We start from the raw sequence: 26,764 nt of genomic DNA on the forward strand, positions 1-26,764 counted from the left end.
GGCGACAGGGCGAGGCCTTAGACGCCTTCAAAAGACGCCCAGTAGGCCAATCAGGTTAAGCACACCCTTCATGCAAAGCCCTCACAAGGGGAGAAGGAAGAAAGCGAACCGCCCTACTCCTCCGGCTCCGTCGTGAACATCAGCGGGTAGCCCTTGGCCTTGCCGGCATCGGTTGCCCGCGCCGCCTTGGTCTCGGCGACATCCCTGGTGAAGACGGCGACAACGCAGACGCCGCGCCGGTGCGCGGTGATCATTATCCTATGCGCCTGGTCTTCGCTGAGCTTGAACTCGGACTTCAGCACCGTCACGACGAACTCGCGCGGCGTGAAATCGTCGTTGACCAGGATGACCTTGTAGAGCTTCGGCCGTTCGACCTTCGGCTTCGTGCTGGTACGGGGTTTTGTCGTGATTTCAGGCATTGGACCGGCAATTGCGTACGACAGCTTTGCGGTCATTTTGACATGGACAAAAGCGGTCGTCCATTCAACCGCGCGCGATCGGCTTCCCGGCAGGCGCAGTTCAAAGTCCGTGCCTATGTGGGAACTGCCGTCTGGCGTTCAACCGGGGGTGTGGGCCGGGCCTGGCCCTATTGTATGCACGCAACAAAAAAGACGACCGCTCCAGGCAAATCGCAACTGGAGCGGTCTTCTCGTAGGGTAGAAAGATGTCGCTTGATCAGGCCTTCGGGGCTGCCTTGACCGCGTGCTTCTTGTGCTTCTTGACGGTCTTCTTGGCAGCGACCTTCTTCACGGCCTTGGCCGGCGCAGCGGTCGTCGTTGTCGTCGCAGCCGGGGTGGTGGTCGCGGCATTGGCGCTGCTGGCGCCGAGAACCGGCATCGAGACGGCCAGCGCGATGGCGAGACCGAGGGCGGAGAGGAGGGACTTTTTCATGGCTTCACTTCCTTTTTGTGCAGATCGGATTGAGTGTCACTGAACGGGATCGATCGGTGTCACTCCAAGCAGCTTCAAAGCGTTCGCGAGCATCCGGATTCCCTGTGCCTGTTTCTTGTTGGCGCAGAACCGGTTTCCCTTTCTTTGAAGTGCTTTCGCCGCGGTGACCTGCGTTGCCGCGGCATGGGTTTCGAGGGCTTCGTCAAACTGGCGGTTCAGATCGATGCAACGCTCGCTGCGGGTGGTCGCCACCTTTGCATCGGCCGCCTTTGCATTGGCCACCTTCGCATCGGCCAGTTTTGCATCGGCATGTTCGACCGCGACCGTGACGAGCGAAATGGAAAGCAACGCACCCATCAGACTGATCGAGAACCTTTGCATTGGTCTGTCCGTAATCCCGTAACGCGTGTCGCAGCCGATGACCTGACCGCCACGGCACCACTTATGCCTTTGATTTTTTTCGGCAGTTTTTCCGGATTGTAGAATTTTGTTTCTGGATTGTTTCTGGGCAGCCCGGATCGGGCCGCCGATCTCCACTGGCCAACTTATGGCCTGAATTCTATCGTCTGGCTGACAGCCGAAGCAGCGCTTGGGCGATCCACAAATGACAGGTTCCCTGTGAAATCCGACCCCCACATACTGATCGTCGACGACGACAAGGGCATTCGCGACCTGCTTCAGGAATTTTTCCAGAAGCGAGGGCTGCATACATCGGTCGCCGCCGACGGCACCGAGATGGAGACCATCCTACGCCGCGCCCAGGTCGACCTGATCGTCCTGGACGTCATGCTGCCCGGCAAGAGCGGGCTGGAGCTCTGCCGCGAGTTGCGCGCCAATTATTCGACGCCGATCATCATGCTGACCGCGGTTACCGAAACTACCGACCGCGTGGTTGGGCTGGAGATGGGTGCCGACGACTACGTGCCGAAACCCTTCGATCCGCGCGAGCTGCTCGCACGCATTCGTGCCGTCTTGAGACGCAATGGCGCCGCCGAACCGCGACGCGCGGCCTCGCGGCAGATCTACCATTTCGCCGGCTGGACGATGGACTGTTCGCGCCGCCGGCTGATGGCGCCCGGCGACGTCAGGATCGAGCTGACGATGGCCGAATTCAATCTACTGCAGACCTTCGTCAAGAGCGCGCAACGCGTACTGAGCCGCGAGCAGCTGATCGAGCTGTCCGGCGGCGACAGCGGCTACAGTTTCGACCGCAGCGTCGACATTCTGGTCAGCCGGCTGCGGCGCAAGATGGAGGATGACCCGAAAACGCCGAAGCTGATCTTGACTGTGCGCAGCGGCGGCTACCAGTTCCTGCCTGAGACGACCGCCGAATGAGACGTATTCTGCCACAAACACTGCCGGTCTGGGTGCTGCTCATCGTCATAGCCGGCCTGCTGATCAGCCAGATCGCGACCCTCTACATCGTTTCGCGCGACCGTGCCGCCGCCAATGACGTCGTCGATCTCTACCGGCTGAACGACCGCGCCTTCTCGCTGGTACAGCTGATGCATGACGCCACCCCCGAACAGCGCAAGGCGACGGCGTCCGGCCTGTTCAACGCCACTTATGCGCTCACCGTTTCCAACACGCCTGCCGTTACTTCCTCGATAGCCGGCGACGACGAGCTGGCCGAATTGGAGGACATATTGGTCGGCCGGCTATCGAAGTTCGGCATCACCGACGCGCGGGTCCGCCGCGACCCGGCAACGCACGAAGCCGACGCTCCCGGCGGGACGGTCGCCGGTCCCGATATTGGCCAGGTCGAGCGCGACCTGCTGGTGCTGGCGGCCGATTTCGCCCAGAGCGACAAGCTGACCGCTTCGCTTCGCTTTGCCGACGGCCAATGGCTGAACTTCACCGAGCCGAACACGCCGGCCGGGCCGATATTGAGCTTCGATAGCCTGCCACTCTATGCCTTGATCGCCGGGCTGGTGGTGGCTTCCTCGATCTGGTCGCTGCGCCGGCTGACGGCGCCCTACCGGATGATGGAGACCGCGGTGAAGCGGATCGGCGAGGACCTGAAGAGCCCGCCGATCGCCGAGAGCGGCAGCCGCGAGGTGCGTACCGCGGCAAAGGCGGTCAATGCCATGCAGGCAAGACTGCGCGCCTACGTCGAGGACCGCGAGCATCTTGCCGCCGCACTGGCGCACGACCTGCGCACGCCGTTGACCAGGATGCGGCTGCGCCTCGAACTGCTGAGGAATTCGTCCGTGCGCGCCGCACTGGCGCACGACCTCGCCGACATCGAAGGCATTGCCAGCTCGGTCATCGACTTCGCCACTTTCGAGGTGACCGAGGAGAAGAGCGAGAGGATCGATTTCTGGTCGCTGGTAGAATCGATCGCCGACGGCTTCGACGAGGTCTCCTTCGACAATGAGGACGCGCGCTCGCGCGGCCTGATCTGCGTCGCGCAGCCGGTCGCGCTACGGCGCTGTGTCACCAACCTCGTCCAGAACGCGGTGACCTATGGCAAGAGGGCGCATCTCAGCCTGCGTCAATCAGGCAAGACAATCACGCTGGCGATCCATGACGAGGGTCCGGGCATCCCGCAAGCCGAGCTCGACGCCGTGTTCGGCTCGTTCGTGCGCCTGGAACAGTCGCGCAGCCGTCAGACCGGCGGCCTCGGCCTCGGCTTGACCATCGCCCGCAACATCGCCCGTAGCGCCGGCGGCGAAGTCAGCCTGTCCAACCATCCCGATAGCGGCCTGATGACGGAGCTGCGCCTGCCGCTGGCGGTTTAGCTTGCGTATCGGGCTAAGCCGGCGTTCCTTCGCGCCCCCCTCTGTTCTGCTGGACACCTCCTCCACAGGTGGGGAGATTGGCCGTCATCGCCGATTTCGCCAATTACAAACGTTGGAATGTGAGAGCCGTCCGCGAAGCCGCCGATCTCCCCCCAAGTGGGAGAGATGTCCGACAGGACAGAGGGGGGCGCGACAGAACTCGGCGTTTGGTCTTGGTTCTCTCCCCAAGGAGAAAAACTATCTTCGCAACACCGCGCTCAACACATCCCTGACGCCGATGGCGCCGACGAAGCGCGACTGCTCGTCGAATAGCGCGACGGGTGCGGTCTGCGAGCGATGCATGGCCAGCATCACGGTCTTCAGCGAGGTGCCGGGATTGGCCCAGAATACCTGAGCCGTCTCCTCCGGCTGGGCTTCGACATCGGCGCAGGACACCCAGACCGCCGGCTTGCCGTCGCGCTCGGCCGCCGCCACCAGCCCATGCTCGTCGATCTTGAAACGTGTCGTCCTGCGCCGGTCGAGCCACACCCAGCCGTTCTCGCCATGTTCGAGGTCGCGTCGGTCGCGCATGACGTTCCACGCGGTCAGCACCGAGAGCGGGTTCACATTGGCGATGAAGTCGCGGACATAGTCGTTGGCGGGCCGCAGCACGATGTCTTCCGGCGCGCCTGTTTGCACGATGCGCCCGCCTTCCATGATGGTGATATGGGTGCCGATCTTCAGCGCCTCCTCGAGGTCGTGGCTGACGAAGATGATGGTCTTCTTCAGCTCGGCCTGGAGCTGCAGCAACTCGTCCTGCAGCTTGGTCCGGATCAGCGGATCGAGCGCCGAGAACGGCTCGTCCATGAGCAGGATCGGCGCCTCGGTGGCAAAGGCGCGCGCCAGGCCGACGCGCTGCTGCATGCCGCCGGACAGCTCATGCGCATATTTCTTCGACCACTGGTCGAGATGAACCAGCTTCAGTTGCCTGTTCACCCGCTCCTTGCGCTCGGCTTCGGGTACGCCGGCGAGCTCGAGGCCAAGGCCGACATTCTCCTCCACCGTGCGCCACGGCAGCAGGCCGAACTGCTGGAACACCATCGCCACCTGCTTCTGCCGCAGCCGCCGAAGCGTCGCCTCGTCGCAGGTGACGACGTCGACCGTACCGTCGCCGTCCTTGACCAGCACCTGGCCGCGCGAGACGACGTTCAGCCGGTTGACGGCTCTGAGCAGCGTCGATTTGCCGGAGCCGGAAAGCCCCATCAGCACCGAGATCTCGCCCTCGTTCACGGTGAGGCTGGCGCCGGCGCAGCCCAGCACGTTGCCGGTCTGTTCGAGGATCTCGGCGCGGGTGGCGCCGCTGTCGATCAGCGCCAGCGAGCCGGCCTGGTCGGCGCCGAAGACGATGTCGACATTCCTGAAATCGACGGCGACGGTCATTTCTTGCCTCCCACGCCGATGCGCGTCATCCGGTCGAGCACGATGGCGAGCACGACGATCGCCAGCCCTGCCTCAAGCCCGAGGTCGATCCTGCGCGAACCGAGCGCCCGGTTGATTTCCGTACCGAGGCCGCCGGCGCCGATCAGGGCGGCGAACACCACCATCGACAGCGACAGCATGATCGACTGGGTCAGCCCAGCCATGATGGTCGGCAGCGCCGAAGGCAGCTCGACCTTCCACAGCAGCTGGCGCTTGGTGGCGCCGAACGCCTCGCCCGCCTCGACGATCGATTTCGGCACTGAGGTGACGCCGAGATGGGTGAGCCGAACCGAGGTCGGGATGACGAAGATGATGGTGACGATCAGGCCGGGCGCGTTGCCGAGGCCGAACAGGGTCAGCACCGGGATCAGGTAGACGAAGGTCGGCAATGTCTGCATCAGGTCGAGCACCGGCAGCATGACGCGATACACCTTCGGCTTGTGCGCGGCCCAGATGCCGAGCGGCACGCCGATGGCCATCGACACGGCGGCGGCGGCGACCACCAGCACCAGCGTCTCCACCGTCTGCTTCCACAGGTTCTGGTTGAGGATGAACAGCAATCCGATGAATACCGCCAAAGCCAGGCCTTTCGAGCGCTGCAGGAAATAGGCGAGCAGAGCGATCAGCGCGATCAGCAGAACCGGCGGCAGCAACAGCAGCCCGTCGACGATGCCGTCGAGCAGGAAGTTGAGGCTGTTGGAAAAAGCCCTGAAGATGGTGTCGAAATTGTCGGTGAGAAAGCCGAAAAACGCCTTCCCCCATGCCCCGATGGGAATCTTGTAACTGACCAGGAATTTGGAGATCGGATCCATCTAGCCCCTCTTCTGCCGGCGCCGTCCTTCGCCGGACGGTCATCTTGTCACAGGATACGAAAAAGGGCAGCCATTTCTACCGTGGCTGCCCCTTGTCTCGTCATGCCAGATGGTCGGGTCAGCTTCCGAGCGCCGTTTTCACCGCAGCCGCCGCATCGCCGCCGTCGAAGGTGGTGACGCCGGCGATCCAGGGAGCGACCGCGTCCGGGTGCTTCTTCAGCCAGTCGGTCGCGACCGTATTGGCATCGCCGCCCTTCAGGATCGCGTCCATCATCTCGCCTTCCATGTCCAGGTTGAACTTCAGATTGGCGATGAACTTGCCGGCGTTCGGGCATTCGCTCATGTAGCCCTTGCGTACATTGGTATGCACGGTGGCAGCACCAAAGCCGCTATCGCCCATCCCCTCGAGATAGGTGATCTTCATGGCGCCCATCACCGGATGCGGCGTCCAGCCGAGGAAGGCGATCCATTCATTGTTCTTCATCGACTGCTCGGCCTGGGTGAGCATGCCGGCCTCGGAAGATTCGACCAGTTCGAAGCCTTCGAGATTGGTCTTCGGATCCTTGATCATGTCGAGGATGATGCGGTTGCCGTCATTGCCGGCCTCGATGCCGTAGATCTTGCCGTCAAACTTGTCCTTGAACTTGCCGAGATCGGTCAGCGTCTTGACACCGGCATCGGCGACATAGGTCGGAACGACGATGCCGTAGCCGGCACCGCTGAGATTTTCGCTGACGGTCTCGACCGAGCCTTCGGCGGCATAGTCCTTGATGTCGTTGGTCATCGACGGCATCCAGTTTCCGAGGAACACGTCGAGGTCTTTGTTCTTCAGCGACGCATAGGTCACCGGCACCGAAAGCTGGATCACCTGCGGCTCGTAGCCCAGCGCCGTGAGCAGCACCGAGGCGACGCCGGTGGTCGCCTGGATGTCGGTCCAGCCGACATCGGACAGCCGCACCGTCTTGCAGCTTTCCGGATCGCCGGCGAAGGCCCCAGTCGTGGATAGAAAAGCCGCCAGGCCGAGGCCGGCGACGAATGAACTCATACGCGACATGAAAATTCTCCCATTTCAGTTCTCGGTGAAGCGACGCGACGGTTTTATCTCCGCCTTTGTTCCGTCAGCCAAACATCATTCTGCTGCGGTTTCAAGCACTAAGGCAATCACGAACAACGGCGCAGGCTGGCCGATCAGCGACACGCCCGCCGCTTTCCGGATGGAAGTCGTCTTTTCCCGGTGGAATGTAGGCGCTCCCCCTCCCCGCTTTGTTGCAACTCGGCTTAAAAGGACGGCATGGCCAAGCTGTACTTCCATTATGCGACGATGAATGCCGGCAAGACGACGATGCTGTTGCAGGCCTCGTACAATTACCGCGAGCGCGGCATGACGACGATGCTGTTCATCGCCGGCCACTACCGCAAGGGCGATACCGGGCTGATCTCGTCGCGCATCGGCCTGGAGACGGAAGCCGAGATGTTCCGCGACGGCGACGACCTGTTCGCCCGGGTCGCCGAGCATCACGACCACGCCACGGTCCATTGCGTCTTCGTCGATGAGGCGCAGTTCCTCGAAGAGGAGCAAGTCTGGCAACTCGCCCGCATCGCCGACCGGCTGAACATCCCGGTCATGTGCTACGGCCTGCGCACCGATTTCCAAGGCAAGCTGTTTTCCGGATCGCGCACCCTGCTGGCAATCGCCGACGACCTGCGCGAGGTGCGCACCATCTGCCGTTGCGGCCGCAAGGCGACGATGGTGGTGCGCCTCGGCGCCGACGGCAAGGTGGCGAAACAGGGCGAACAGGTGGCGATCGGCAAGGATGTCTATGTCTCGCTCTGCCGCCGCCATTGGGAAGAGGAAATGGGCCGCGCCGTGCCCGACGATTTCATCGGCTTCACCAGAACCTGACTAGCGCTATTGCCTTCATCCGACCTCCCGGCCGACATTCGTTCGCCAATCGCGCCATCGTGCGGCGCTTATTTAAGGCCTGCTTGCTATTTCAGAACCTCTCAGCCAGAGCCGTCGGGGAGTTCCCATGCTTCGAGCCATCTCATCTGCAACTGCTTTCCTCATCGCCGGCGCTCTTGCCGCGCATGCCGACGGCGATGCCGCTCTCGGCAAGAAAGTCTTCAACAGATGCATGGCCTGTCATGAGGCCACGAGCGACCACGACAAGGTCGGCCCGCATCTGCTGGGTGTCGTCGGCCGCAGCGCCGGCACCGCGGACAGTTATCTCAGCCGCTACTCGCAGGGGATGAAGGACGCCGGCGCCGCCGGCCTGGTCTGGGACGAAGCAAACCTCGCCGAATACCTGCGCGCGCCGCGGCAGAAGGTCCCCGGCAACAAAATGGCCTTCTCCGGCCTGACCAGCGACGACGACATCGCCAATGTCATCGCCTACCTCAAGGCCGATCCCAAGCCCTGAGCGTCGCTCCCGACCTAAAGTCCAGCCGCGGTTGAAGCGGTGTCTGATTGGACGGCAGTTACACCGTAATCATTGCCTGACTATCCTGCGGTCGGCCTCCTGAAATTCTTTTGTTTTCCTGTAATCCCATGTCTTCCGTCTTTCATTCGCCAAACCCGGCACATATATTCGCGGCGGTTTGCGAAACGAAACCGATGCCGAAGCGGGAGGCCCCAATGGCGACATTGCAGAATTTCGACGCCGAGATTGCCAAGACCAAGCAGGTCGTTGAGGACATGCGCACCAAGATCGAGCAGTCCGGTACTGTGCTCGACACGCTCGCCACCGCCGACAAGAAGATCGGCGACGCCAATTTCGACATCGAGAATGCCCGCATCGAGGACGTGCTGAAGCAGCAGAAGGTGATGGAAGGCAATATCGCCGACCTGATTATCGGCCTCGAGGACGCCACCAACGTCTTCGGCGCCGAATTCGAGAGCATGAAGAACTACACCGGCTGGGAAAATTTCGTCGGTGTCTTCTCCAGCCAGCGCAAGCAGCGCCTGCGCACCGACCGCGTCCGCAACATGTCGCTGGCCGGCAATCTGCAGGAGCTGCTGGCGAAATCCGACACCATCGTCGGCATCCTCAAGGCGCAGAAGCAGGTTCTCGACACGCGCTACAAGACCTCCGAGGCCAGCCTGTCGCAGGTGATCGAGCGCCGCAAGACCACCATGTCCAATCTCGAGACCGTGCAGAAACGCATCGAAGAACTCAACCCGATGCTGCTCGACATCGAGAACAAGATCGCCGCCTCGACCAGCCAGAAGGAGCGCACCCAGCTGGAAGGCGAACGCTCGAAACTAGCCACGGAATACAACGAGAAGCAGGCCAAGGAGCAGGAATTGCTGGCCGAAAGCCAGACGCTGGAGCGCTACACCTCGATGTTCCAGACCTTCGTCGATTCCCTCAACAACCAGATCGCGGCGCAATCGACGCTGATCAACAAACTGACCATCGATACCGAGCAGCGCATCGTTCTGTACAAGGCGCTGGAAGATTCGCTGAAGACCGCCGCCCAACAGGATGTCGCCCACAAGATCAACACGCTGGGCAGCCAGGTCGACAATACCGCCGAAGAGACCATGGCCGGCATTGGTGCCGCCTCGCAAAAGCACATCGGCGATCTGCTTGAAATGCACGAGAAAAACATGGTCGCCACCGCCGACATCCAGCGCCGCAAGAAGCTCGCCGACGATGCCTTCGCCCGCCGCTTCGACGATGTGATGAAGAAGCACAATTCGGCAAATTACGTGCAGTCGTAATTGCTGCACGTGCACTGCTCCCAAGGGCTGGCAGCATGACCCCCGAAAACGAAGCTGCGGCGCGTTATTTCTCGGCGATCGCGGCGGCACTTGGCGGCCTCGAAGTGTTCATGCGCGACGATCGCTCGCCGCTCTACCGGCACGGCATCGTCGCCAAGGTCGTCGCCGAATATATTGCGCGGCTCGACAAGTCGTTCTCGTGCTGGCGCAACCGGCTGGGCTTCACCGAGACGTTCCGCATCTCGCGCGCCGAAAGCGGTTTTCCGGTCTTCCAGAACCTGCTCGAGTTGGAGAACGACCGGCTCCAGGCCGATGCGCGACTCGCCAACCTTCCGCTGGCCGATGAGCTGCGCGAGGAAATGGCGGACTTCATCCTGCGCCACAAGGAATTTCCCGAAGCACTGCAGAAGTCGATGGCCGAGCGGCTTTACCTCGAGGACGTCAAGAGCGAGACTACCTTCGGCCCGTTCACGCTGGCCCAGACGGTCAAGGTGTCGGTCAATCCGAAGACGTTGCGCCCCTATTATCTGGTCCACTGGGCCTGCTTCGACGGCAGCGCCAACCTGCCGCTTGTCTATATGGTGACGGTCGAGGATTCCTCGGACGACATGATCCGGCAGCTTGTCGACTCCAGCGGCAAACTTAATGAGAGGATCGACATTCCGCTGCCGGTCGACGGCTTGCTCAATCCCGAGCTTGCCCACCGTTTCGACGATTTCACCGAAAAGAATTCCGCCTACGCGCTGTCGCCGGCGACCATCGCGGTCAACCTCGACAAGGATTTCGAGCCGCTGCATCCCAAGCAACTGCGTCGCGTCGTGCTCGGCCCGTTCTATTCTGCAGGGATTACCGACAACAATTCGACGGTGAGCGAAGTGCTGGCCAAGGTGCGCAAGCCGGAAAACGCCTGGCTGCTGACCTGGACCATCCAGGAGGTCTTTTCCAAGGCCGAAAAGCCAGGCCGCAAGGGGCTGTTTTCGAGCGAAAAGACGACACAGGAATTCTTCATCAATACCGACGATCTCGAGGCCGCGCGGCAAGGCGTGTCGAGCTATGAGAACCATGCGCTGATTCCGCACGAGGCCTATCAGGCGCTCTATGCCGCCGGCGAGGCGCAGAAGATCTTTTCGGGCTACAAGGTCCACATCCTGTCCAAAGGGCAGGTCATCAGCGACGTCTGACCGTCAAATCGCGGAGCATCCTCCATGGACACCGGCCTGACCACCATCCCGGAAGCGGCAATTGAAAAGCACCGTGCCACTGCGCAAAGTTTCATCACTCGCATCGTCGTGCTGGAGGACCCATCGCGCGAGTCCGGCACCGCGCTTGCCGGCACCAACCGCCGCTTCGTCTCTACCGTCTCGGTCGGCTCGGTGCGCCGCACGCGCGAGGTCGAGCTCTCCAAAACCGTCGCCGCCGTCCATTCCGACGACCAGTTGCTGACCATCCCGCAGCACACGCTGTTGTTTCGCGCCCGGCGCGGCACAGCGATAGCGCTGGCCATATCGGATGTCTTCGCCGAGGGCTCGGACCTCGAAAGTCTGCAGGCGAAAAACGCCCGCTCGCCGCTCGAAGGCGATGAAGCTGCCACCTTCAAGAAGCTGCTGTCGGCCTCTGCCTACATCTCCGCCTTCAGCCTTGCCTCCTATTTGTTCCAGCTGATCGACAGCGACGGCGAGGCGCCGAACGACACGCCCGAGCCGGACTTTCTGTTCGACACGCCACAGGATGCGGTGAAGTCGATCGTGGCCGGGCTCGACAGGGCGATAGCAGGTTCGAAGGACGATGCCGACCTGATGACCCGCGCCCGCGCCTTTGCCCGCGTCGCCATCGACGGGCTGTTGGCGCGAAAGGGCCGCTTCGACGGCATCGGTCCGTTCGAGAACGCGCATATCCGCATCGACGTCGACGATTTTACCCTTGACGGCTTCGACGTCGCGCCGGGTAAGCGGGCAAAGCCGCTGGTGATGACCTTCAAAAAACCGGAAGAGGTCGTCGGCAACCACATCGCCAAATACCAGTCAGTCAAGCTTGCCAAGATGCTGATGGCCTACGACTTCGAGCGCGAGCTGAACCCGTTCGTCGAGCTCGGCGGCTTCCTGTTCACCTTTATCGGCGATGGCGCGCCCGGCACCGGCAAGACAACCTTGATCCAGATGATCGCCGGTCTTCTCAATGGTTATTGCCAGGTCGCCGGCTATCCCTTCGCTTACGAGAATTTCGGCGTCGACCAGATCTCCTCCTACCAGGGCAAGTCGGGCCAGAACTGCCGACAGTTCATCAACAATGTGCTGAACCCGCGCGTCATCGGCTTCGGCACCATCGACGATATCGACCAGGTGGCGGCACGCCGGTCCGACGACCGCGCCTCGGCCGGCCAGCAGGAAATCACCGGCGTCCTGATGGACGCCTTTGGAGGTGCGGCGACCGTGGTGCGCGGCAATTGCTCGTTCGGCATGTTTTCCAACTATCCCGAGAACGTCGACGACGCATTGCGCCAGCGCGCCGGCGCGCGCTGGCTGGTCGATGGCCCGCAGAGCCGCGACGACTACATCGACATCTTCGTTCTGCTCGCCGGCAAGAACCACAAGATCCCGCTCGGCGAGCACAAGCTCTACGCTGCCCAGGAAATCCAGCGCGCGGTGATGGAAGCCTACGAGGAGCATGAAAAGCCGCAGGAAGACGGGCTGATAAAGGTCTATGAGCGCTACATGAAGGAAAACGGCGCGCCGAAGACGATGGCTGACATCGGCACCTATCTGCACTTGATCAAGGATGCCGAGCCGCGCTTTACCGGCCGCGCCATCAAGAACGTTACCGATGCCATCAAGATGCGCGCCATGGACATCGAATTGCCGGACGAGTGGTTCGAAAAGCCGGAAGCCTTCATGCACAAGGGTTACGACGACAAGAAAGCGATGATCGAGGAGCTGCGCGGGCCATTCTCGATGGACATGGTCATGCAGGAGATCAACCGCTATGCGGATTCCGAATTCCGCTATTCCGACAAGTCCGATGATGCGGCGGTGACCAAGATGATCCGCGACACCCGTCTGCGGGAGCGTGCCGTCCGCGAGATCGAGGGGTTGAAGAAAAAGGGGCTGTGGAATGCGTGAGATGCGCCGACGCCACCTTCTCCCCTTGTGGGAGAAGGTGGCGTCGAAGGCGACGGATGAGGGGTATTCGTCAAGCTGGAACACCCCTCATCCGACCGAGCTTCGCTCGGCCACCTTCTCCCACAAGGGGAGAAGGAGCGTTCGCGCCCCTCATCCGCCCTTCGGGCACCGTCTCCCCGTGAACGCGGAGAAGGAATAATGGCCAAGAAACCCGATCTGTTGCGCGACAACGAGCTGATCTACGGCCGGCTGCTGACGATCGACGAGCCGCACCTGATCCAGCGCTACAACAAGGCGATGGTCGCGTTCGGCTTGAAGCCGACCAAGTTGAGAAGCTTCGAGATCGACCGCACTGGCTTCTCGCCGCAGGTCGCCGAGGAATGCGGCGACTACAGCTACCTCGATCCGAACGAGGTCAACCGCCGCTTCATCATCCTGACGCCGTCGCAGATCGACCTGCCGGTGGTGCACACGGCGTTCTCCAACACCTCGCTGCTGATGTACGAGTTCATGTCCAAGAACCAGCGCGCCATCGATGCGCTGACGATCAAGGACGTCATCTACGGCGAGATCGAGGATTCGGTCCCCAAGGTCGACGACATCGAGGACCTGCTGTCGATCAACCAGGTCGAGTTCAAGGTGCTGTCGGCCGAGGATGTGCTCGGCAAGGCCGCCGAGCTCGGCAAGCTGGTCGACCGGCTGAAGCAGGAGCCGGATGCCTGGCGCGACAACGCCATGCTGGCCCACATGGTCGAGCTGGCGAAGGTCTGCGGCGACATCCGCGAGAATGCGCTGGTGCCGGACCAGGTGATCTTCCGTCACAATGCCTATTGGACCAGCCATTTCGGCGGGCTCTATGTGTTCGTCGATCCCGACGTGACGACGGTGATCAGCGACCCCGCAGCGCCCGGTTTCCGCCGCTCGCGGCCGTGGCAGGTGAGTTACCTTTCGATCCACGATGCCGACAAGGTGTTCAAGTTCCTCGCCTCGACCGGCCGCATCGAGCTGCCGCGCGCCTCATGGATCGAAACCTCCGGTTATCTCGAGCATCGCGCCGAAATGGTGGTGCGCGCGCTGATCCGCGACGCCGATCCCGACCGCAATCTGACCGACGTCGACAAGGTCTGGCTGCAGACCTGGATCCACGGCCATACCGATCTGATCACCAGGGACGGCAATTTTCCCTTCCTCAACGCCGCCAAGCGCGAGATCGCCCAGCTCGGCCATCTCAAGATCGAGGACGTGTTCCCGCAGCAGCGCTTCCTGGTCATCCGCGCCAAGCCGGACCATGCCGACGCCTGGCTGACCAACCAGCTGATCTCGGACTTCGTGCCGCAGGACTTCGTTTCGCGTTACGTCTTCAACAAGCCGGGCTTCTACAGGGACTATGAGGGCTTCAGCGACGCCTGGCGATCGCATGTTGTGGACGTTCTGAAAACCACATATCTGAAGGACAAGGTGGCGTTTCGCACACGCCTCTACGGCTTGACTGACTGAGGGGTGACATCGCCATGCTTGATCCGATCGTGAGTTTCTTCACCCGGATTTTCCAGTGGATTGGCCGCGGCATCGGCCTGCTCATCGGCGCGATCCTGTGGCCGTTCCTGTGGGCGGGGCGCTGGTACACGCAACGCGGCTGGATCCTGAAGGCGGTGCTCGGCCTGGCTGTGCTCGTGCTGATCGGTCTCTATGTCAACTTCTTCTACGCCACCCAGTGGTGGAACAATTTCGACCCGAATTACGTCGACAAATACACGTTCGAAAAACGCAACAGCTCCGCCGGTGAACAGGTTTCCGCCGGCGCCGGCACCGACACGGCCAAGACCTGCGGAAATTCAGCCATTGCCCAGGTTGCGGCCGACCTGACCGACTTCAACGTCAACCAGAATGCCTGGGTGTCGTCGATGATTCTTTACAAGCTCGGCCTGTTCGGCATCGACTGGGATCACACGCCGTTCATGGACAACAAGGCTTCGTTCCAGCGCGGCATCAACCAGGCGGTGCGGCGCACGGCGACCGAGCTTGCCGATAATCTCGGCCGCGTCCGCACCACCTCGCAGATCGACGCCGACCTGCAGGATGCCCGCGGCAATCTGCAGTTCGACGAGGAAACCTGGTATTTCGGCTTGAACCCGTTCGGCCCCAAGACGCCGACGCCGAGCTACTATCGCGACGCGGTGCGCAAGCTGCGTTCCTTCAACGCCCGCCTCGCAGCCTGCCAGGCGACGTTCGATGCCCGCGCTGACAATCTCAAGCAGTATATCGACCGCATCTCGTCCGACATCGGTTCGACCTCGGCGATCCTCAAGGAGCGTGCCGAAAACCACAATAATGGCTGGTTCGACACTCGCGCCGACGACCGCTTCTGGTTCGCCTATGGCCAGCTCTATGCCTATTACGGGCTGATGAAGGGCGCACAGGCCGACTTCGAGGACGTCATCAAGGAAAAGCACCTGCAGAACCTGTGGGATACGATGGACGCGCAGTTCGTCTCGGCACTGCGCATCCAGCCCTTCATCATCGCCAATGGCCGCGAGGACGGCTGGCTGTTGCCGACACATCTGACGACGATGGGTTTTTACATACTCAGGGTGCGCTCGAACATGGTCGAGATCAGCAACGTGCTGACGCAGTAGCGGATCGTCCCGCACAGCCGGCGCTGGTGAATTTGCGCCGTTGCTTCTGTCGCTTTTCGCGTATTACGCGGCTGTTTTGAGACGGCGGAACCGCGCCTGCTCTGGCTTCTATACGGCGCGGCAACCGGCGCGAAAAGAACCTGTGGCAGGGCAGCCGGCCGCAGAGGCATTTTCTTCGTAGGAAACATAGTTGCATGAAAGTTGACGCCGCGGCAGCGACAGGGGTAGAACATGCCCGCGCCTGCAATGCCGGGCTATTCTTGCGACCACACTAGTCAAATCCGTCCAATTCAGAGGGAAGTCGTCCATGGCCGAAGTGAAGTCCGACATCGAGATCGCGCGCGGCGCCAGGAAGAAGCAGATCCAGGAGATCGGCCAGAAGATCGGCATTCCGAGCGAACATCTTCTGCCCTACGGCCACGACAAGGCGAAGATCTCGGCCGAGTTCATCAAGTCGGTGAAGGGCAACAAGGATGGCAAGCTGATCCTCGTCACCGCCATCAACCCGACACCGGCCGGCGAAGGCAAGACGACGACGACGGTGGGCTTGGGCGATGGCCTCAACCGCATCGGCAAGAAGGCCATCGTCTGCATCCGTGAGGCTTCACTCGGACCGAATTTCGGCGTCAAGGGCGGTGCCGCCGGCGGTGGCTACGCGCAGGTTGTGCCGATGGAGGACATGAACCTCCACTTCACCGGCGATTTCCACGCCATCACCACCGCCCATAATCTGCTGTCGGCGCTGATCGACAACCACATCTACTGGGGCAACGAGCTCGGCATCGATACCCGCCGCGTCGTCTGGCGCCGCGTCATGGACATGAACGACCGGTCGCTGCGCGAGATCATCTGTTCGCTCGGCGGCGTCGCCAACGGTTTCCCGCGCGAGGCCGGTTTCGACATCACAGTCGCCTCGGAAGTCATGGCCATCCTGTGCCTGTCGACCGACCTGAAGGACCTGGAAAGGCGCCTCGGCGACATCATCGTCGCCTATCGCCGCGACAAGTCGGCCGTCTATGCGCGCGACCTCAAGGCCGACGGTGCGATGGCCGTACTCTTGAAGGACGCCATGCAGCCCAATCTCGTGCAGACGCTGGAGAACAACCCGGCTTTCGTCCATGGCGGCCCCTTCGCCAACATCGCGCATGGCTGCAACTCAGTCGTTGCCACGACGACGGCGCTGAAGCTTGCCGACTACGTCGTCACCGAAGCCGGTTTCGGCGCCGATCTCGGTGCCGAAAAGTTCTTCGACATCAAATGCCGCAAGGCCGGCCTGAGGCCCGCCGCGGCGGTCATCGTCGCCACGGTTCGCGCCATGAAGATGAATGGCGGCGTCAAGAAGGAGGACCTCGGCAAGGAGAACGTCGAGGCGGTCAAGAAGGGATGTGCGAATCTCGGCCGCCACATCGAGAACATCCGCCAGTTCGGTGTGCCGGCTGTGGTCGCCATCAACCATTTCTACTCCGACACAGAGGCCGAGATCCAGGCGATGAAGGACTACGTCGCCTCGATGGGCGAAGAGGCGATCCTGTGCAAGCACTGGGCCCAGGGATCGGCCGGTATCGAGGAACTGGCCAAAAGAGTCGTGGCGTTGGCCGAATCCGGCGCGTCGCAATTTGCCCCGCTGTATCCCGACGCCATGCCGCTGTTCGAGAAGATCAACACCATCGTCCAGCGCATCTATCGCGGTTCCGAAGCGATCGCCGACAAATCGGTGCGCGACCAGCTCCACGCCTGGGAGCACGCCGGCTACGGTCATTTGCCGGTCTGCATGGCCAAGACGCAATATTCCTTCTCCACCGATCCGAATCTGCGCGGCGCGCCGACCGGCCACACCGTGCCGGTGCGCGAGGTCAGGCTGTCTGCCGGCGCCGGCTTCGTCGTCATCATCTGCGGCGAGGTGATGACCATGCCCGGCCTGCCCAAAGCGCCATCCTCGGAAAAGATTTTCCTGAACGAAATGGGCCAGATCGAAGGCCTGTTTTAGGGATAATCAACGCTTGAACGGCAAAGGGCGCCGCAACGCTGCGGCGTCCTTCTGCCTGTTCGCGACAGTCTCCTACGCCGCGCTTCGCGCCAGCGCGCGCTGGTTGGAGGCATAGGGTGTGTCGTGCTGGGGTACCACGCCGGTCTTCAGGCAATCGATCCACTCGGCGGTTTTGAGAACGGCCGCGAAGCGCGACTGCAGGATGATCGTCACGACGCGATGGATTTCCTCCCCCGAAGCGTAACCGGCGCTGTTGGCGTACGGCAACGACCCCGTTGCGTCCGACAGGAACTCGACCTCGAAGCCCGTATGCACGGCGTGGATGACCGTCGACAGGTCGCAATTGTGAGTCATGTAGCCGATGACTGTGATCGTATCGATAGAGTTGGCGCGCAGCCACTCCTCGAGGTCCGTGCCGGTGAAGGCGCTGGGCAAGTTCTTTTCGATGTAGTGGTCGCGGTCTCGCCTGGCGATTTCCGGGTGCAACTCGGCGCCATGGCTGCCCTTGGCGAAGACCGGTGAGGTTTCCGGCGCCAACTGTTTGATGACCACCACCTTGACGCCTGCCTCGGTGGCCGCGTCCATCGCTCGCGCGACATTGACGACGCTGTCGCGGAAGGGCGGATGCTGGATGGCGAGGTTGCCGCCATCATAGTCGTTTTGAACATCGATGACGATGAGGGCGCGGCGCGGAGCTTTGCCTTTGGCTGGTTGCGACATGGGGTTTTCCTTTCCCGTTGGACATTGATGGGTGGACGATAAGCTCGGCACCGGATTGCAAAAAGTGTCCCGATTGACATTATTCGAAAGAATTGGGACAATCGGCCTCACCCGTTGCTGGAGCTCCCATGACCGATCCTGCCGTTGCCGCCATCGCCTTCGATGGCATCAGCCCGTTTCATCTCTCCGTGCCGTGTCTCGTGTTCGGCGCTGATCGCACGGAGCTCGGCCTGCCGCGCTTCGACTTCCGGGTCTGCGCGATTGAGGACGGGCCGATCCGCACCGATGCCGGGCTGACCATCAGCGTCCCGCACGGGCTTTCCGCGCTCAATGACGCCGACATCGTCATCGTGCCAAGCTGGAAGGATCTCGGGAGCTCGCCTCCAGCCGCATTGATCGACGCGTTGCTTGGCGCGCACGAGCGCGGCGCGCTGATCGTCGGACTGTGCTTGGGAACGTTCGCTGTTGCGGCGACCGGACTGCTTTCGGGGCGGCGAGCGGCGACGCACTGGGCCTACGCGGATCAGCTGCAGGAACTCTATCCCGACATTCTCGTCGAACCGGAAGTGCTCTACATCGACAATGGCGATGTCGTGACATCCGCCGGCGTCGCCGCCGGGCTCGACTGCTGCCTGCACGTCGTACGGGCTCGTTACGGCGCGGAGGCGGCGCTTCGCCTTGCCCGGCAGATCGTGCTTTCTCCGCACAGGCAGGGCGGGCAGGCGCAATTCATCGAACGTCCCATCGCCAGGACCGGCAATGCGGACCGCTTCACCCAGGCTCTCGAAGCGGTGCGCAAAACCCTGGGTGGGCCGCACAGTTTGGACAGCGTTGCCGGTCACGCCGGCCTCACCCGCCGGACGTTCACGCGCCGTTTCCAGAAAACGATCGGCACCAGTTTCGGTGACTGGCTGACCGACCAGCGCGTCCAGCTGGCGCAACGGCTGCTGGAAGCAACGGAAAAATCGATGGACACGGTTGCGTTCGAGGCCGGCTTCGGCAGCGCTACCTCGCTGCGCCAGCATTTCGCAGCGCGCCTCAGAACCTCGCCGGCGCAGTACCGGCGCGAATTCTCGAGGAGTGCTCAGGAGGAGCGCGTGGCGCACATGCCGAGGTGAAATTCGGCTCGCGCTCGATTCCAGGGCAATCGCTTCAGTGCCGACCTTGGACTGCCATCTGGCCCGAGTAGGCTATCTTTTCTCTCGAAGCGATTGCCCTGCTCTCGATCCTGTCGTGCTTGAAAGGCTCTGCGTCATCTGTCACATATTAAAGCGACAGATGACGCGAAGAGGGCTCGCCGTGGCGAGGGCATTGGAAAAGGCTGCGCCAGCAGCAAAAAACAATGAACTTCAGAAGGTGGCGAAATTGCTAGGCGGCAGCCGCATTCTGGCAAGGCGCCTCAGCAGCGCTTTGGATGCCCACGAGTTGCTTCTGCACGGCCTGCCGGCTTCAGCGCTGGACCATCTTATCGGGCAACTCGTCTTCATCCAGAAGACCGATTCGCTGGAGAAGGCCGTCGGCATGAGCCTGCGCACCTACCAGCGCCGCAAGGATGCTCCGTCCAAGCCTCTCAGTCAGGACCAGAGCGGACGAACCTGGAAGTTCGCGGAGATCCTGTCGAAAGCGACCGACGTGTTCGGTTCGCAGGCGGAGGCAGAGCAATGGCTGGAGCGCCCGGCGATTGGGCTCGACCAGCGTCGTCCAATCGACCTTCTGGCGACGCCGGCGGGGATCGAGCTTGTAGAAGACTATCTGGAACGGCTTGAATATGGCGTTTATGCATGACGCCGCTGCCGGCGGCGCTTGGTGGCTCCGACCTCATCGGATGGCGCCTCGATCAAGCCGCGTTTGCGCCTACATGGGATAGTGGCGAGGGCGCATACAGGGTGGGCGGACGCTGGAACAGCAAGGGCGTGCGCGCCGTCTACTGCTCGATCGATCCGTCGACTGCGATCCTCGAGGTTGCGGTCCATAAGGGCTTCAGGGCGCTCGACACGATTGCGCATGTCATGACGGCAGCAATCGTCAGCGATGTCGCGGATGTGCATATCGTCGACCCCGCCGCCGTGCCCAACCCCAACTGGTTGCGCCCGGGCATTCCGAGCTCCGGGCAACAGGCGTTTGGCGACGATCTTCTGCAACGGCACCGGTTCGTTGTGATTCCGAGCGCCGTATCGCAGCATAGCTGGAACCTGATCTTCGACGCGAGCCTCGCCAGAGGGGCATACGCCATGAAGACCCAGGAGGCGTTTGCGCTCGACACACGGTTGCATCCACCTCCGGCCAAGTGACATAGCCGCCCCCATGTCCATCAGAACGAGGACGTGACCGGCGACAGAAGCACGGTGCTCAGTTGTTGCTGATTACCCGTGCCGGATTGCCGACCACCGTGGTGTTCGCCGCGACGTCGCGCGTCACCACAGCACCGGCGCCGACGACGGCGCCATCGCCGATCCTGACTCCGCCGAGGATGACGGCACTGCCGCCGATCCAGGCATTGTCGCCGATCTCGACCGGCTTGGCGATCTCCAGCCCTGCCCGTCGCCCGGCAGCCTCCTTGTGGTGCTCGGCACAATAGATCTGCACATTGGGGCCGAGCAGCGTTCCCTTGCCGATGCGCACTGGCGCCGTATCGAGAATGGTGCAGCCGGCATTGAGAAAAACGCGGTCGCCGAGAAAGATGTTGAAGCCATAGGCGCAGTGGAACTGCGCCTCGATCCGGGCGCCCTCGCCCGCAGCGCCGAGCAGCGTCCGCAATCCAGGCCCGATGTCGCGACGCTGCCGGGGCGGCAGGCTGTTGTGCTCGAACACCGCGTCTCGCGCCGTGATGCGCAACGCCTCCAGTTCCGGATCGAGGCAGCAATACCACTCGCCCGCCGCCATTTTCGTGCGTTCGCTTTCGGCCATGGCCGCAACTCCAGTCTCAATCTTTGCCAAAGCACAAGTGCTGCAAATGCGGAAGCGCCGGCGGCGACACCACCTCTGGTCAAATACCGGACCTATGGTAGCTTGCTCTCTCGGACCTGTCCCAAGCCGGCCATCGAGGGGATCAATCATGCTGTACATTTTTGCACTCCTGATTGGCATCGTTGCCGGGCTTCGCGCCATGACCGCGCCCGCCGCCGTCGCCTGGGGCGCCTGGCTTGGCTGGTTGCCGGTCGCGGACACCTGGGCGAGCTTCATGGGCCACTGGATCGCCGTCGGCATCTTCACCATCCTGGCCATCGCCGAACTGGTCACCGACCAGCTGCCCTCGGCGCCGAGCCGCAAGGTGCCGCAGCAATTCGGCACGCGCATCGTCTTGGGCGCTTTCACCGGCGCGGTGATCGGCGCGACCGGCGGCGCCACCATCGGCGGCCTGATCGCCGGCGCCATCGGCGCGGTGATCGGCACGCTGGGCGGCGCCGAGGCGCGTAAACGCCTGGCCGCCGCCTTCGGCAAGGACCCGCCGGCCGCCTTCATCGAGGACGCGGTGGCGATCGTCGGCGGGCTTCTGATCGCGGCGGCGGCGGCATGACGGCAAAGACATTCGACGCCATCATCGTCGGTGCCGGGCAGGCCGGCCCACCGCTCGCCGGCCGGCTGAATGCGGCCGGCATGAGCGTGGCGCTGATCGAGCGAAAGCTGGTCGGCGGCACTTGCGTCAACACCGGCTGCACGCCGACCAAAACGATGGTGGCAAGCGCCTATGCCGCGCATCTCGCCCGCTCGGCCGCGGATTACGGGGTGACGCTGTCCGGTCCCGTCGGCGTAAACTACAAGGCGATCAAGGCGCGCAAGGACAAGGTCTCCAACGGCGCCCGCGGCAATCTCGAAGACTGGATTGCCGGCATGGACAAATGCACGCTCTATCGCGGCCATGCGCGCTTCGTAAGCGCCAACACGGTGCGCGTCGGCGACGATCTGCTGAGCGCCGAAAAGATATTCCTCAACACCGGCGGGCGCGCCTCGGTGCCCGACCTGCCTGGCATCGACGGCATTTCTTACCTGACCAATTCCTCGATGATGGATCTCGACGTGCTGCCGCGCCATCTCATCGTTGTCGGCGGCAGCTATGTCTCGCTCGAATTCGCGCAGATGTTCCGCCGCTTCGGTTCCGAAGTCACGGTCATCGAAAAAAGCCCGCGCCTGATCGGTCGCGAGGACGAGGATGTCTCGGACGCCATTTTGTCGATCCTCGAAAACGAAGCCATTGCCGTCCATCTCGGCGCCGACGACATCCGCTTCGCCAGGCGAGGCAACGAAATCGCCGTGACCTTCTCGCCAGGCAAGGCGGCTGCGGTCGGCTCGCATGTGCTGCTGGCGCTCGGCCGCACGCCAAACACCGACGATCTCGGCCTCGACAAAGCCGGCGTCGAGGTCGACAAACGCGGCTTCATCGTCGTCGACGACCAGTTGCGCACCAGCGTGCCCGGCATCTGGGCAATGGGCGACTGCAACGGCAAGGGCGCCTTCACCCACACCTCGTACAACGATTACGAGATCGTCGCCGCCAACCTGCTCGACAACGATCCGCGCAAGGTCAGCGACCGCATCGAGGCCTATGCGCTCTATATCGACCCACCACTCGGCCGCTGCGGCATGACCGAAGCCGCGGTAAGGAAATCCGGCCGCCGCGCCCTGGTCGGCCAGCGGCCAATGACCCGCGTCAGCCGTGCCGTCGAAAAAGGTGAGACGCAAGGCTTCATGAAGATCCTGGTCGATGCCGACACCAAGGAGATCCTCGGTTGTTCGGTGCTCGGCCCGGGCGGCGACGAGGCGGTGCACTGCGTGCTCGACCTGATGTATGCCAAGGCGCCGGTCAGCACGCTGGCGCGCGCCGTGCACATCCACCCGAACGTCTCGGAGCTTCTGCCGACCATCGCCCAGGAACTCAAGCCGCTGGTGTAACGGCCGGGTAGAATCGTGCGCCCATAGCGGCAGCGACTGGACCAATCGACAGCCCAGCGGCAAAAGGGCATGTGTTCCGCCTCTTCTCCGGGAGGCATCCCATGCAGAAGTCCATCGAACGCGTCGCCGGCGACAGCGAAGGCGTTTCCTACGAATTCCCCGTTTTCCGCTTCGCCGGAACGGACAAGACGGCGCCTTCCGCCTATCTGCAGGCGGCACTTCATGCCGGCGAATTGCCGGGTGTCGTCGCCATCGACACGCTGATGCCGATGCTCAGCAAGGCGGAAGCCGAAGGCCGCATCACCGGCAACATGACCATCGTGCCCTGGGCCAATCCGATCGGCCGCGCGCAATATCTCTACGGCGACCATCAGGGCCGCTTTCATCTGGGCACGCGCACCAATTTCAACCGTGGCTTTCCGCGGCTCGCCGCGCCCGACCTCACGCTGCTGCCGGCGCACGGCACGGTCGACCAGCGGCTGAAGACGCGGCTGCTGCAGCTCTCCATTGGCCACGACATCGTGCTCGACCTGCATTGCGACGATGAAGGCCTCGCCTATCTCTACGTCCACACCAGCCTGTGGCCGGCCATGGCGGATTGTGCAGCGGCCATGGGCGTCGATGCGGTGATGCTGTGGGACGAAGACCCCGACGGCACCTTCGAAGGCGCTTCGATCATGCCGTATCAGAATGTCCCGGCCGACGTGGCGCGCCTCCACCGGCGCGTCGCCACCACCGTCGAATATCGCGGCATACTCGATGTCGACGGCGCCCTCGCCGGCGCCGATGCCGAAGGGCTCTATCGGCTGCTGGTGGCGCGCGGCGTAATCCAGGACCAGGCGCTGCGCGCGCCTGGCAGCTTCGTTGGGCTCGTCGCGCCGCTCGAAAACATCGAGATGATGCCGGCGCCCCGCTCGGGCGCGATCCTCTACGACGTGAAGCCGGGCGACCGCGTCACCAAGGGTGCGCGCCTTGCCACCATCGTCCACGCGCCCGGCGATCCCGACGGCCGCACGGAAGTGTTGGCGCCGCAGGCGGGCCTCATCCTGACGCGGCGTTCCCGCCGCATCATCCGCGCCGGCGAAGACCTCTTGAAGCTGGTCGGCGACGGGACGAGCGCCGATGCAAGGTCGGGAACGCTGGAGGACTGACGCACCCCGCCAGGCTACCCCGAAATCGCCTGTCGCGCCCTGGCCTCCAGCCATTCGGCCATCTGCCGGTACGGCACCGGACCATGGCTCACGCGGGCGACGCCGAGTTCGGCAAGCCTCTGGCGCGGCGGCACATGCGCCAGGGCAACACAGAGTCTAGGCAGGACTGCCGGTCTTGGCCATGTGCTGGGTTGCGAAAGCGGCAGCCACCCCACAGACTTTCAAACCTGTTGCGCATACCGCTTTTCGCGGCTATGGATTTCGCCATGAACATGCGCTCGATCAAGACCATTTGGTGGTGGGCTCGCTGACAGCGGCCTGTTCGAACGCGTTCGCGTGACAATAGAGGGTGGCCGCAGCGGAATGTCCGGGCGGCCATTTGTTTTTTCAAGCCATTCCCGGGTCCGTTGCCCCAAAGACGCTGATGGAGACGGCAATGACGACGAAAATTCTGGAGAATGGCGCCGAGCGCTTCGTCACGGCGGGTGGCGTGGCGATTACCCGCCAGCGCCATGACCGGCCTTACGAGGGGGCGATCGACGGCTATGTCGATGGCCTGAATTCGCGCCGCGGCGCCGTGTTTTCCTCGAATTACGAATATCCCGGCCGCTATACGCGCTGGGACACCGCCATCATCGATCCGCCGCTGGTGATCTCGGCACACGGCCGCGCCATGCGCATCGAGGCCTTGAACAGCCGTGGCCAGGTGCTTTTGCCGGTGATCGGCAAGGCGCTTGCCGGTCTTGACGACGTAACGATCGCGGAGACAACGCAGAAACTCATCCGCCTCGAGGTCGCCAAGCCCGGCCGTGTCTTCACCGAGGAGGAACGCAGCCGCGTACCCTCCGTCTTCACCGTGCTGCGCGCCATCACGGCTTTGTTCAAGACCGAGGAAGACGCCAATCTCGGCCTCTATGGCGCCTTCGGCTATGACCTCGCCTTCCAGTTCGATCCGGTCGACTACAAGCTCGAGCGCAAGCCAAGCCAGCGCGATCTCGTGCTGTTCCTGCCCGACGAGATCCTCGTCGTCGACCACTATTCGACCAAGGCCTGGACCGACCGCTACGACTATTCCGGCGATGGCTTCTCGACCGAAGGCCTGCCGCGCGACGAAATCGTCGAGCCGTTCAGGACCGCCGACCGCATCCCGCCGCGCGGCGACCACGAGCCCGGCGAATATGCCAAGCTGGTGCGCAAGGCGATGAAGAGCTTCGAGCGCGGCGACCTGTTCGAAGTGGTGCCGGGGCAGATGTTCTACGAACGCTGCGAAACCCAGCCCTCCGAGATTTCCCGCAAGCTGAAGAGCATCAACCCTTCGCCCTATTCCTTCTTCATCAATCTCGGCGAGGGCGAATATCTGATCGGCGCCTCGCCGGAAATGTTCGTGCGCGTCAACGGCCGCCGCGTCGAGACCTGCCCGATCTCCGGTACCATCAAGCGCGGTGACGACGCCATCTCCGACAGCGAGCAGATCCTGAAGCTGCTCAATTCGAAGAAGGACGAATCCGAACTCACCATGTGCTCGGACGTCGACCGCAACGACAAGTCGAGGGTCTGTGAGCCGGGCTCGGTGCGCGTCATCGGCCGCCGCCAGATCGAAATGTACTCCCGCCTGATCCACACCGTCGACCACATCGAGGGGCGGCTGCGCGAAGGCATGGACGCCTTCGACGCCTTTCTGTCGCATGCCTGGGCGGTCACCGTCACCGGCGCGCCGAAATTATGGGCCATGCGCTTCATCGAGCAGAACGAGAAGAGCCCGCGCGCCTGGTATGGCGGGGCGATCGGCATGGTCAATTTCAACGGTGACATGAACACCGGCCTGACGCTTCGCACCATTCGCATCAAGGACGGCATCGCCGAGGTGCGCGCCGGCGCCACGCTGCTCTTCGACAGCATTCCCGAGGAAGAAGAAGCCGAAACCGAACTGAAGGCATCCGCCATGCTCTCCGCCATCCGCGACGCCAAATCAGGCAATGCCGCCAGCACCGAACGCAGCACCGCGCGTGTCGGCGACGGCGTCAACATCCTGCTGGTCGACCACGAGGACTCCTTCGTCCATACGCTCGCCAACTATTTCCGCCAGACCGGCGCCAATGTCTCGACGGTGCGCACACCAGTGCCGGACGAGATCTTCGACCGGCTGAAGCCAAACCTGGTCGTGCTCTCGCCCGGCCCCGGCACGCCGAAGGACTTCGACTGCGCCGCCACCATCAAGCGGGCCCGTGCGCGCGACCTGCCGATCTTCGGCGTCTGCCTCGGGCTGCAGGCGCTGGCCGAGGCCTATGGCGGCGAGCTGCGCCAACTGCACATCCCGATGCATGGCAAGCCGTCGCGCATCCGCGTGTCGAAGCCGGGCATCATCTTCTCCGGCCTGCCCAAGGAGGTGACGGTCGGCCGCTATCATTCGATCTTTGCAGATCCGGTGCGGCTGCCCGATGGTTTTGTCGTCACCGCCGAGACCGAGGACGGCATCATCATGGCCTTCGAGCACCGCAAGGAGCCGATCGCCGCAGTGCAGTTCCACCCGGAGTCGATCATGACGCTCGGCCACAATGCCGGCATGCGCATCATCGAGAACATCGTCGCGCACCTGCCGCGCAAGGCCAAGGAAAAGGCCGCTTAATTCGAGGGCTCA

25 protein-coding genes are annotated in these 26,764 nt (G+C 62.8%); 17 read left to right on the top strand and 8 right to left on the bottom strand.

Features of this window, described 5'->3' with window-relative positions; all coding sequences use genetic code 11:
• Positions 1-113: 113 nt before the first annotated feature.
• The 3 genes from clpS to NKH33_RS02585 form a co-directional block, all read right to left on the bottom strand.
• Positions 114-419 carry an ATP-dependent Clp protease adapter ClpS gene (clpS, locus tag NKH33_RS02575; protein WP_352540995.1) on the bottom strand — a complete coding sequence of 102 codons (306 nt, stop codon included), beginning with the start codon at positions 417-419 and terminating at the stop codon, positions 114-116.
• A 256-nt stretch (positions 420-675) separates the two neighbouring features.
• Positions 676-891: a hypothetical protein gene (locus NKH33_RS02580; protein WP_352450529.1), complete on the bottom strand. Its 216-nt coding sequence runs from the start codon at positions 889-891 to the stop codon at positions 676-678.
• 36 nt (positions 892-927) lie between these two features.
• The gene (locus NKH33_RS02585) at positions 928-1,272 is read right to left on the bottom strand and encodes a hypothetical protein (protein WP_352469825.1); all 345 of its coding nucleotides are present in this window, start codon (positions 1,270-1,272) and stop codon (positions 928-930) included.
• 237 nt (positions 1,273-1,509) lie between these two features.
• Between NKH33_RS02585 and NKH33_RS02590 the strand changes: the two genes are divergently transcribed.
• Positions 1,510-2,226 (top strand): response regulator, encoded by a 717-nt coding sequence (locus tag NKH33_RS02590; RefSeq protein WP_352469721.1) that lies wholly within the window; start codon positions 1,510-1,512, stop codon positions 2,224-2,226.
• Positions 2,223-3,632, top strand: coding sequence for an ATP-binding protein (locus NKH33_RS02595; protein WP_352819909.1), 1,410 nt, complete (start codon positions 2,223-2,225; stop codon positions 3,630-3,632). Before NKH33_RS02590 ends, NKH33_RS02595 begins: the two co-directional genes overlap by 4 nt.
• A 237-nt stretch (positions 3,633-3,869) precedes the next feature.
• On the opposite strand, the gene choV is transcribed toward NKH33_RS02595, so the two are convergent.
• From choV to NKH33_RS02610, 3 genes are all read right to left on the bottom strand, one after another.
• Positions 3,870-5,051 (bottom strand): choline ABC transporter ATP-binding protein, encoded by a 1,182-nt coding sequence (gene choV / locus NKH33_RS02600; protein WP_352450532.1) that lies wholly within the window; start codon positions 5,049-5,051, stop codon positions 3,870-3,872.
• Positions 5,048-5,902 carry a choline ABC transporter permease subunit gene (gene choW / locus NKH33_RS02605; protein WP_254819158.1) on the bottom strand — a complete coding sequence of 285 codons (855 nt, stop codon included), beginning with the start codon at positions 5,900-5,902 and terminating at the stop codon, positions 5,048-5,050. The genes choV and choW overlap by 4 nt, the downstream gene beginning before the upstream one ends.
• A 118-nt stretch (positions 5,903-6,020) precedes the next feature.
• On the bottom strand, positions 6,021-6,956 hold the full coding sequence (locus tag NKH33_RS02610; protein ID WP_292660734.1) for a choline ABC transporter substrate-binding protein: 936 nt from the start codon (positions 6,954-6,956) through the stop codon (positions 6,021-6,023).
• A 237-nt stretch (positions 6,957-7,193) separates the two neighbouring features.
• Here NKH33_RS02610 and NKH33_RS02615 point away from each other — a divergent pair, with 237 nt between their 5' ends.
• The 8 genes from NKH33_RS02615 (at position 7,194) to NKH33_RS02650 (ending at position 17,365) form a co-directional block, all read left to right on the top strand.
• On the top strand, positions 7,194-7,805 hold the full coding sequence (locus tag NKH33_RS02615; protein WP_352680866.1) for a thymidine kinase: 612 nt from the start codon (positions 7,194-7,196) through the stop codon (positions 7,803-7,805).
• A gap of 127 nt (positions 7,806-7,932) precedes the next feature.
• Complete coding sequence (locus NKH33_RS02620) at positions 7,933-8,322, top strand: c-type cytochrome (RefSeq protein WP_352819908.1); 390 nt, start codon at positions 7,933-7,935, stop codon at positions 8,320-8,322.
• A gap of 215 nt (positions 8,323-8,537) precedes the next feature.
• Positions 8,538-9,626: a hypothetical protein gene (locus NKH33_RS02625; protein ID WP_352450536.1), complete on the top strand. Its 1,089-nt coding sequence runs from the start codon at positions 8,538-8,540 to the stop codon at positions 9,624-9,626.
• A gap of 35 nt (positions 9,627-9,661) precedes the next feature.
• Positions 9,662-10,807 carry a hypothetical protein gene (locus NKH33_RS02630; RefSeq protein ID WP_352488971.1) on the top strand — a complete coding sequence of 382 codons (1,146 nt, stop codon included), beginning with the start codon at positions 9,662-9,664 and terminating at the stop codon, positions 10,805-10,807.
• Between the two features lie 24 nt (positions 10,808-10,831).
• Positions 10,832-12,742 (top strand): AAA family ATPase, encoded by a 1,911-nt coding sequence (locus NKH33_RS02635; protein WP_352770900.1) that lies wholly within the window; start codon positions 10,832-10,834, stop codon positions 12,740-12,742.
• 198 nt (positions 12,743-12,940) lie between these two features.
• Entirely contained in the window at positions 12,941-14,239 is a 1,299-nt protein-coding gene (locus NKH33_RS02640; RefSeq protein WP_352683898.1) for a DUF6638 family protein, read from the top strand.
• Between the two features lie 14 nt (positions 14,240-14,253).
• Complete coding sequence (locus tag NKH33_RS02645; protein WP_352450540.1) at positions 14,254-15,378, top strand: DUF2333 family protein; 1,125 nt, start codon at positions 14,254-14,256, stop codon at positions 15,376-15,378.
• Between the two features lie 307 nt (positions 15,379-15,685).
• Positions 15,686-17,365: a formate--tetrahydrofolate ligase gene (locus NKH33_RS02650; RefSeq protein WP_352772531.1), complete on the top strand. Its 1,680-nt coding sequence runs from the start codon at positions 15,686-15,688 to the stop codon at positions 17,363-17,365.
• 72 nt (positions 17,366-17,437) lie between these two features.
• Here NKH33_RS02650 and NKH33_RS02655 read toward each other — a convergent pair whose 3' ends face one another.
• Positions 17,438-18,085, bottom strand: a complete 648-nt coding sequence (locus tag NKH33_RS02655) for a cysteine hydrolase family protein (protein WP_352918105.1) — start codon at positions 18,083-18,085, stop codon at positions 17,438-17,440.
• A 128-nt stretch (positions 18,086-18,213) separates the two neighbouring features.
• On the opposite strand from NKH33_RS02655, the gene NKH33_RS02660 reads away from it, so the two are divergent.
• The 3 genes from NKH33_RS02660 to NKH33_RS02670 all read left to right on the top strand — a co-directional run bounded on the left by NKH33_RS02660 (position 18,214) and on the right by NKH33_RS02670 (position 20,376).
• Positions 18,214-19,203 carry a helix-turn-helix domain-containing protein gene (locus NKH33_RS02660; protein WP_352918106.1) on the top strand — a complete coding sequence of 330 codons (990 nt, stop codon included), beginning with the start codon at positions 18,214-18,216 and terminating at the stop codon, positions 19,201-19,203.
• A 160-nt stretch (positions 19,204-19,363) separates the two neighbouring features.
• Positions 19,364-19,870, top strand: coding sequence for a type II RES/Xre toxin-antitoxin system antitoxin (gene parS, locus NKH33_RS02665; RefSeq protein WP_352918107.1), 507 nt, complete (start codon positions 19,364-19,366; stop codon positions 19,868-19,870).
• Positions 19,867-20,376, top strand: coding sequence for an RES family NAD+ phosphorylase (locus tag NKH33_RS02670; RefSeq protein ID WP_352466798.1), 510 nt, complete (start codon positions 19,867-19,869; stop codon positions 20,374-20,376). Before parS ends, NKH33_RS02670 begins: the two co-directional genes overlap by 4 nt.
• Positions 20,377-20,434: 58 nt before the next feature.
• On the opposite strand, the gene NKH33_RS02675 is transcribed toward NKH33_RS02670, so the two are convergent.
• A complete protein-coding gene (locus tag NKH33_RS02675) occupies positions 20,435-20,992 on the bottom strand; it encodes a sugar O-acetyltransferase (RefSeq protein WP_352918108.1) in 558 nt (185 codons plus the stop codon).
• A 148-nt stretch (positions 20,993-21,140) separates the two neighbouring features.
• Here NKH33_RS02675 and NKH33_RS02680 point away from each other — a divergent pair, with 148 nt between their 5' ends.
• The 4 genes from NKH33_RS02680 (at position 21,141) to NKH33_RS02695 (ending at position 26,752) form a co-directional block, all read left to right on the top strand.
• The gene (locus tag NKH33_RS02680) at positions 21,141-21,602 is read left to right on the top strand and encodes a DUF4126 domain-containing protein (protein WP_352450545.1); all 462 of its coding nucleotides are present in this window, start codon (positions 21,141-21,143) and stop codon (positions 21,600-21,602) included.
• The gene (locus NKH33_RS02685; RefSeq protein WP_352743322.1) at positions 21,599-22,975 is read left to right on the top strand and encodes an FAD-containing oxidoreductase; all 1,377 of its coding nucleotides are present in this window, start codon (positions 21,599-21,601) and stop codon (positions 22,973-22,975) included. The genes NKH33_RS02680 and NKH33_RS02685 overlap by 4 nt, the downstream gene beginning before the upstream one ends.
• Positions 22,976-23,076: 101 nt before the next feature.
• A complete protein-coding gene (locus NKH33_RS02690) occupies positions 23,077-24,126 on the top strand; it encodes a M14 family metallopeptidase (RefSeq protein ID WP_352918109.1) in 1,050 nt (349 codons plus the stop codon).
• Positions 24,127-24,562: 436 nt separating this feature from the next.
• On the top strand, positions 24,563-26,752 hold the full coding sequence (locus tag NKH33_RS02695) for an anthranilate synthase (RefSeq protein WP_352540981.1): 2,190 nt from the start codon (positions 24,563-24,565) through the stop codon (positions 26,750-26,752).
• Positions 26,753-26,764 lie beyond the last annotated feature (12 nt).

The organism is Mesorhizobium sp. M1182 (assembly GCF_040318335.1).
Classification (GTDB): domain Bacteria; phylum Pseudomonadota; class Alphaproteobacteria; order Rhizobiales; family Rhizobiaceae; genus Mesorhizobium.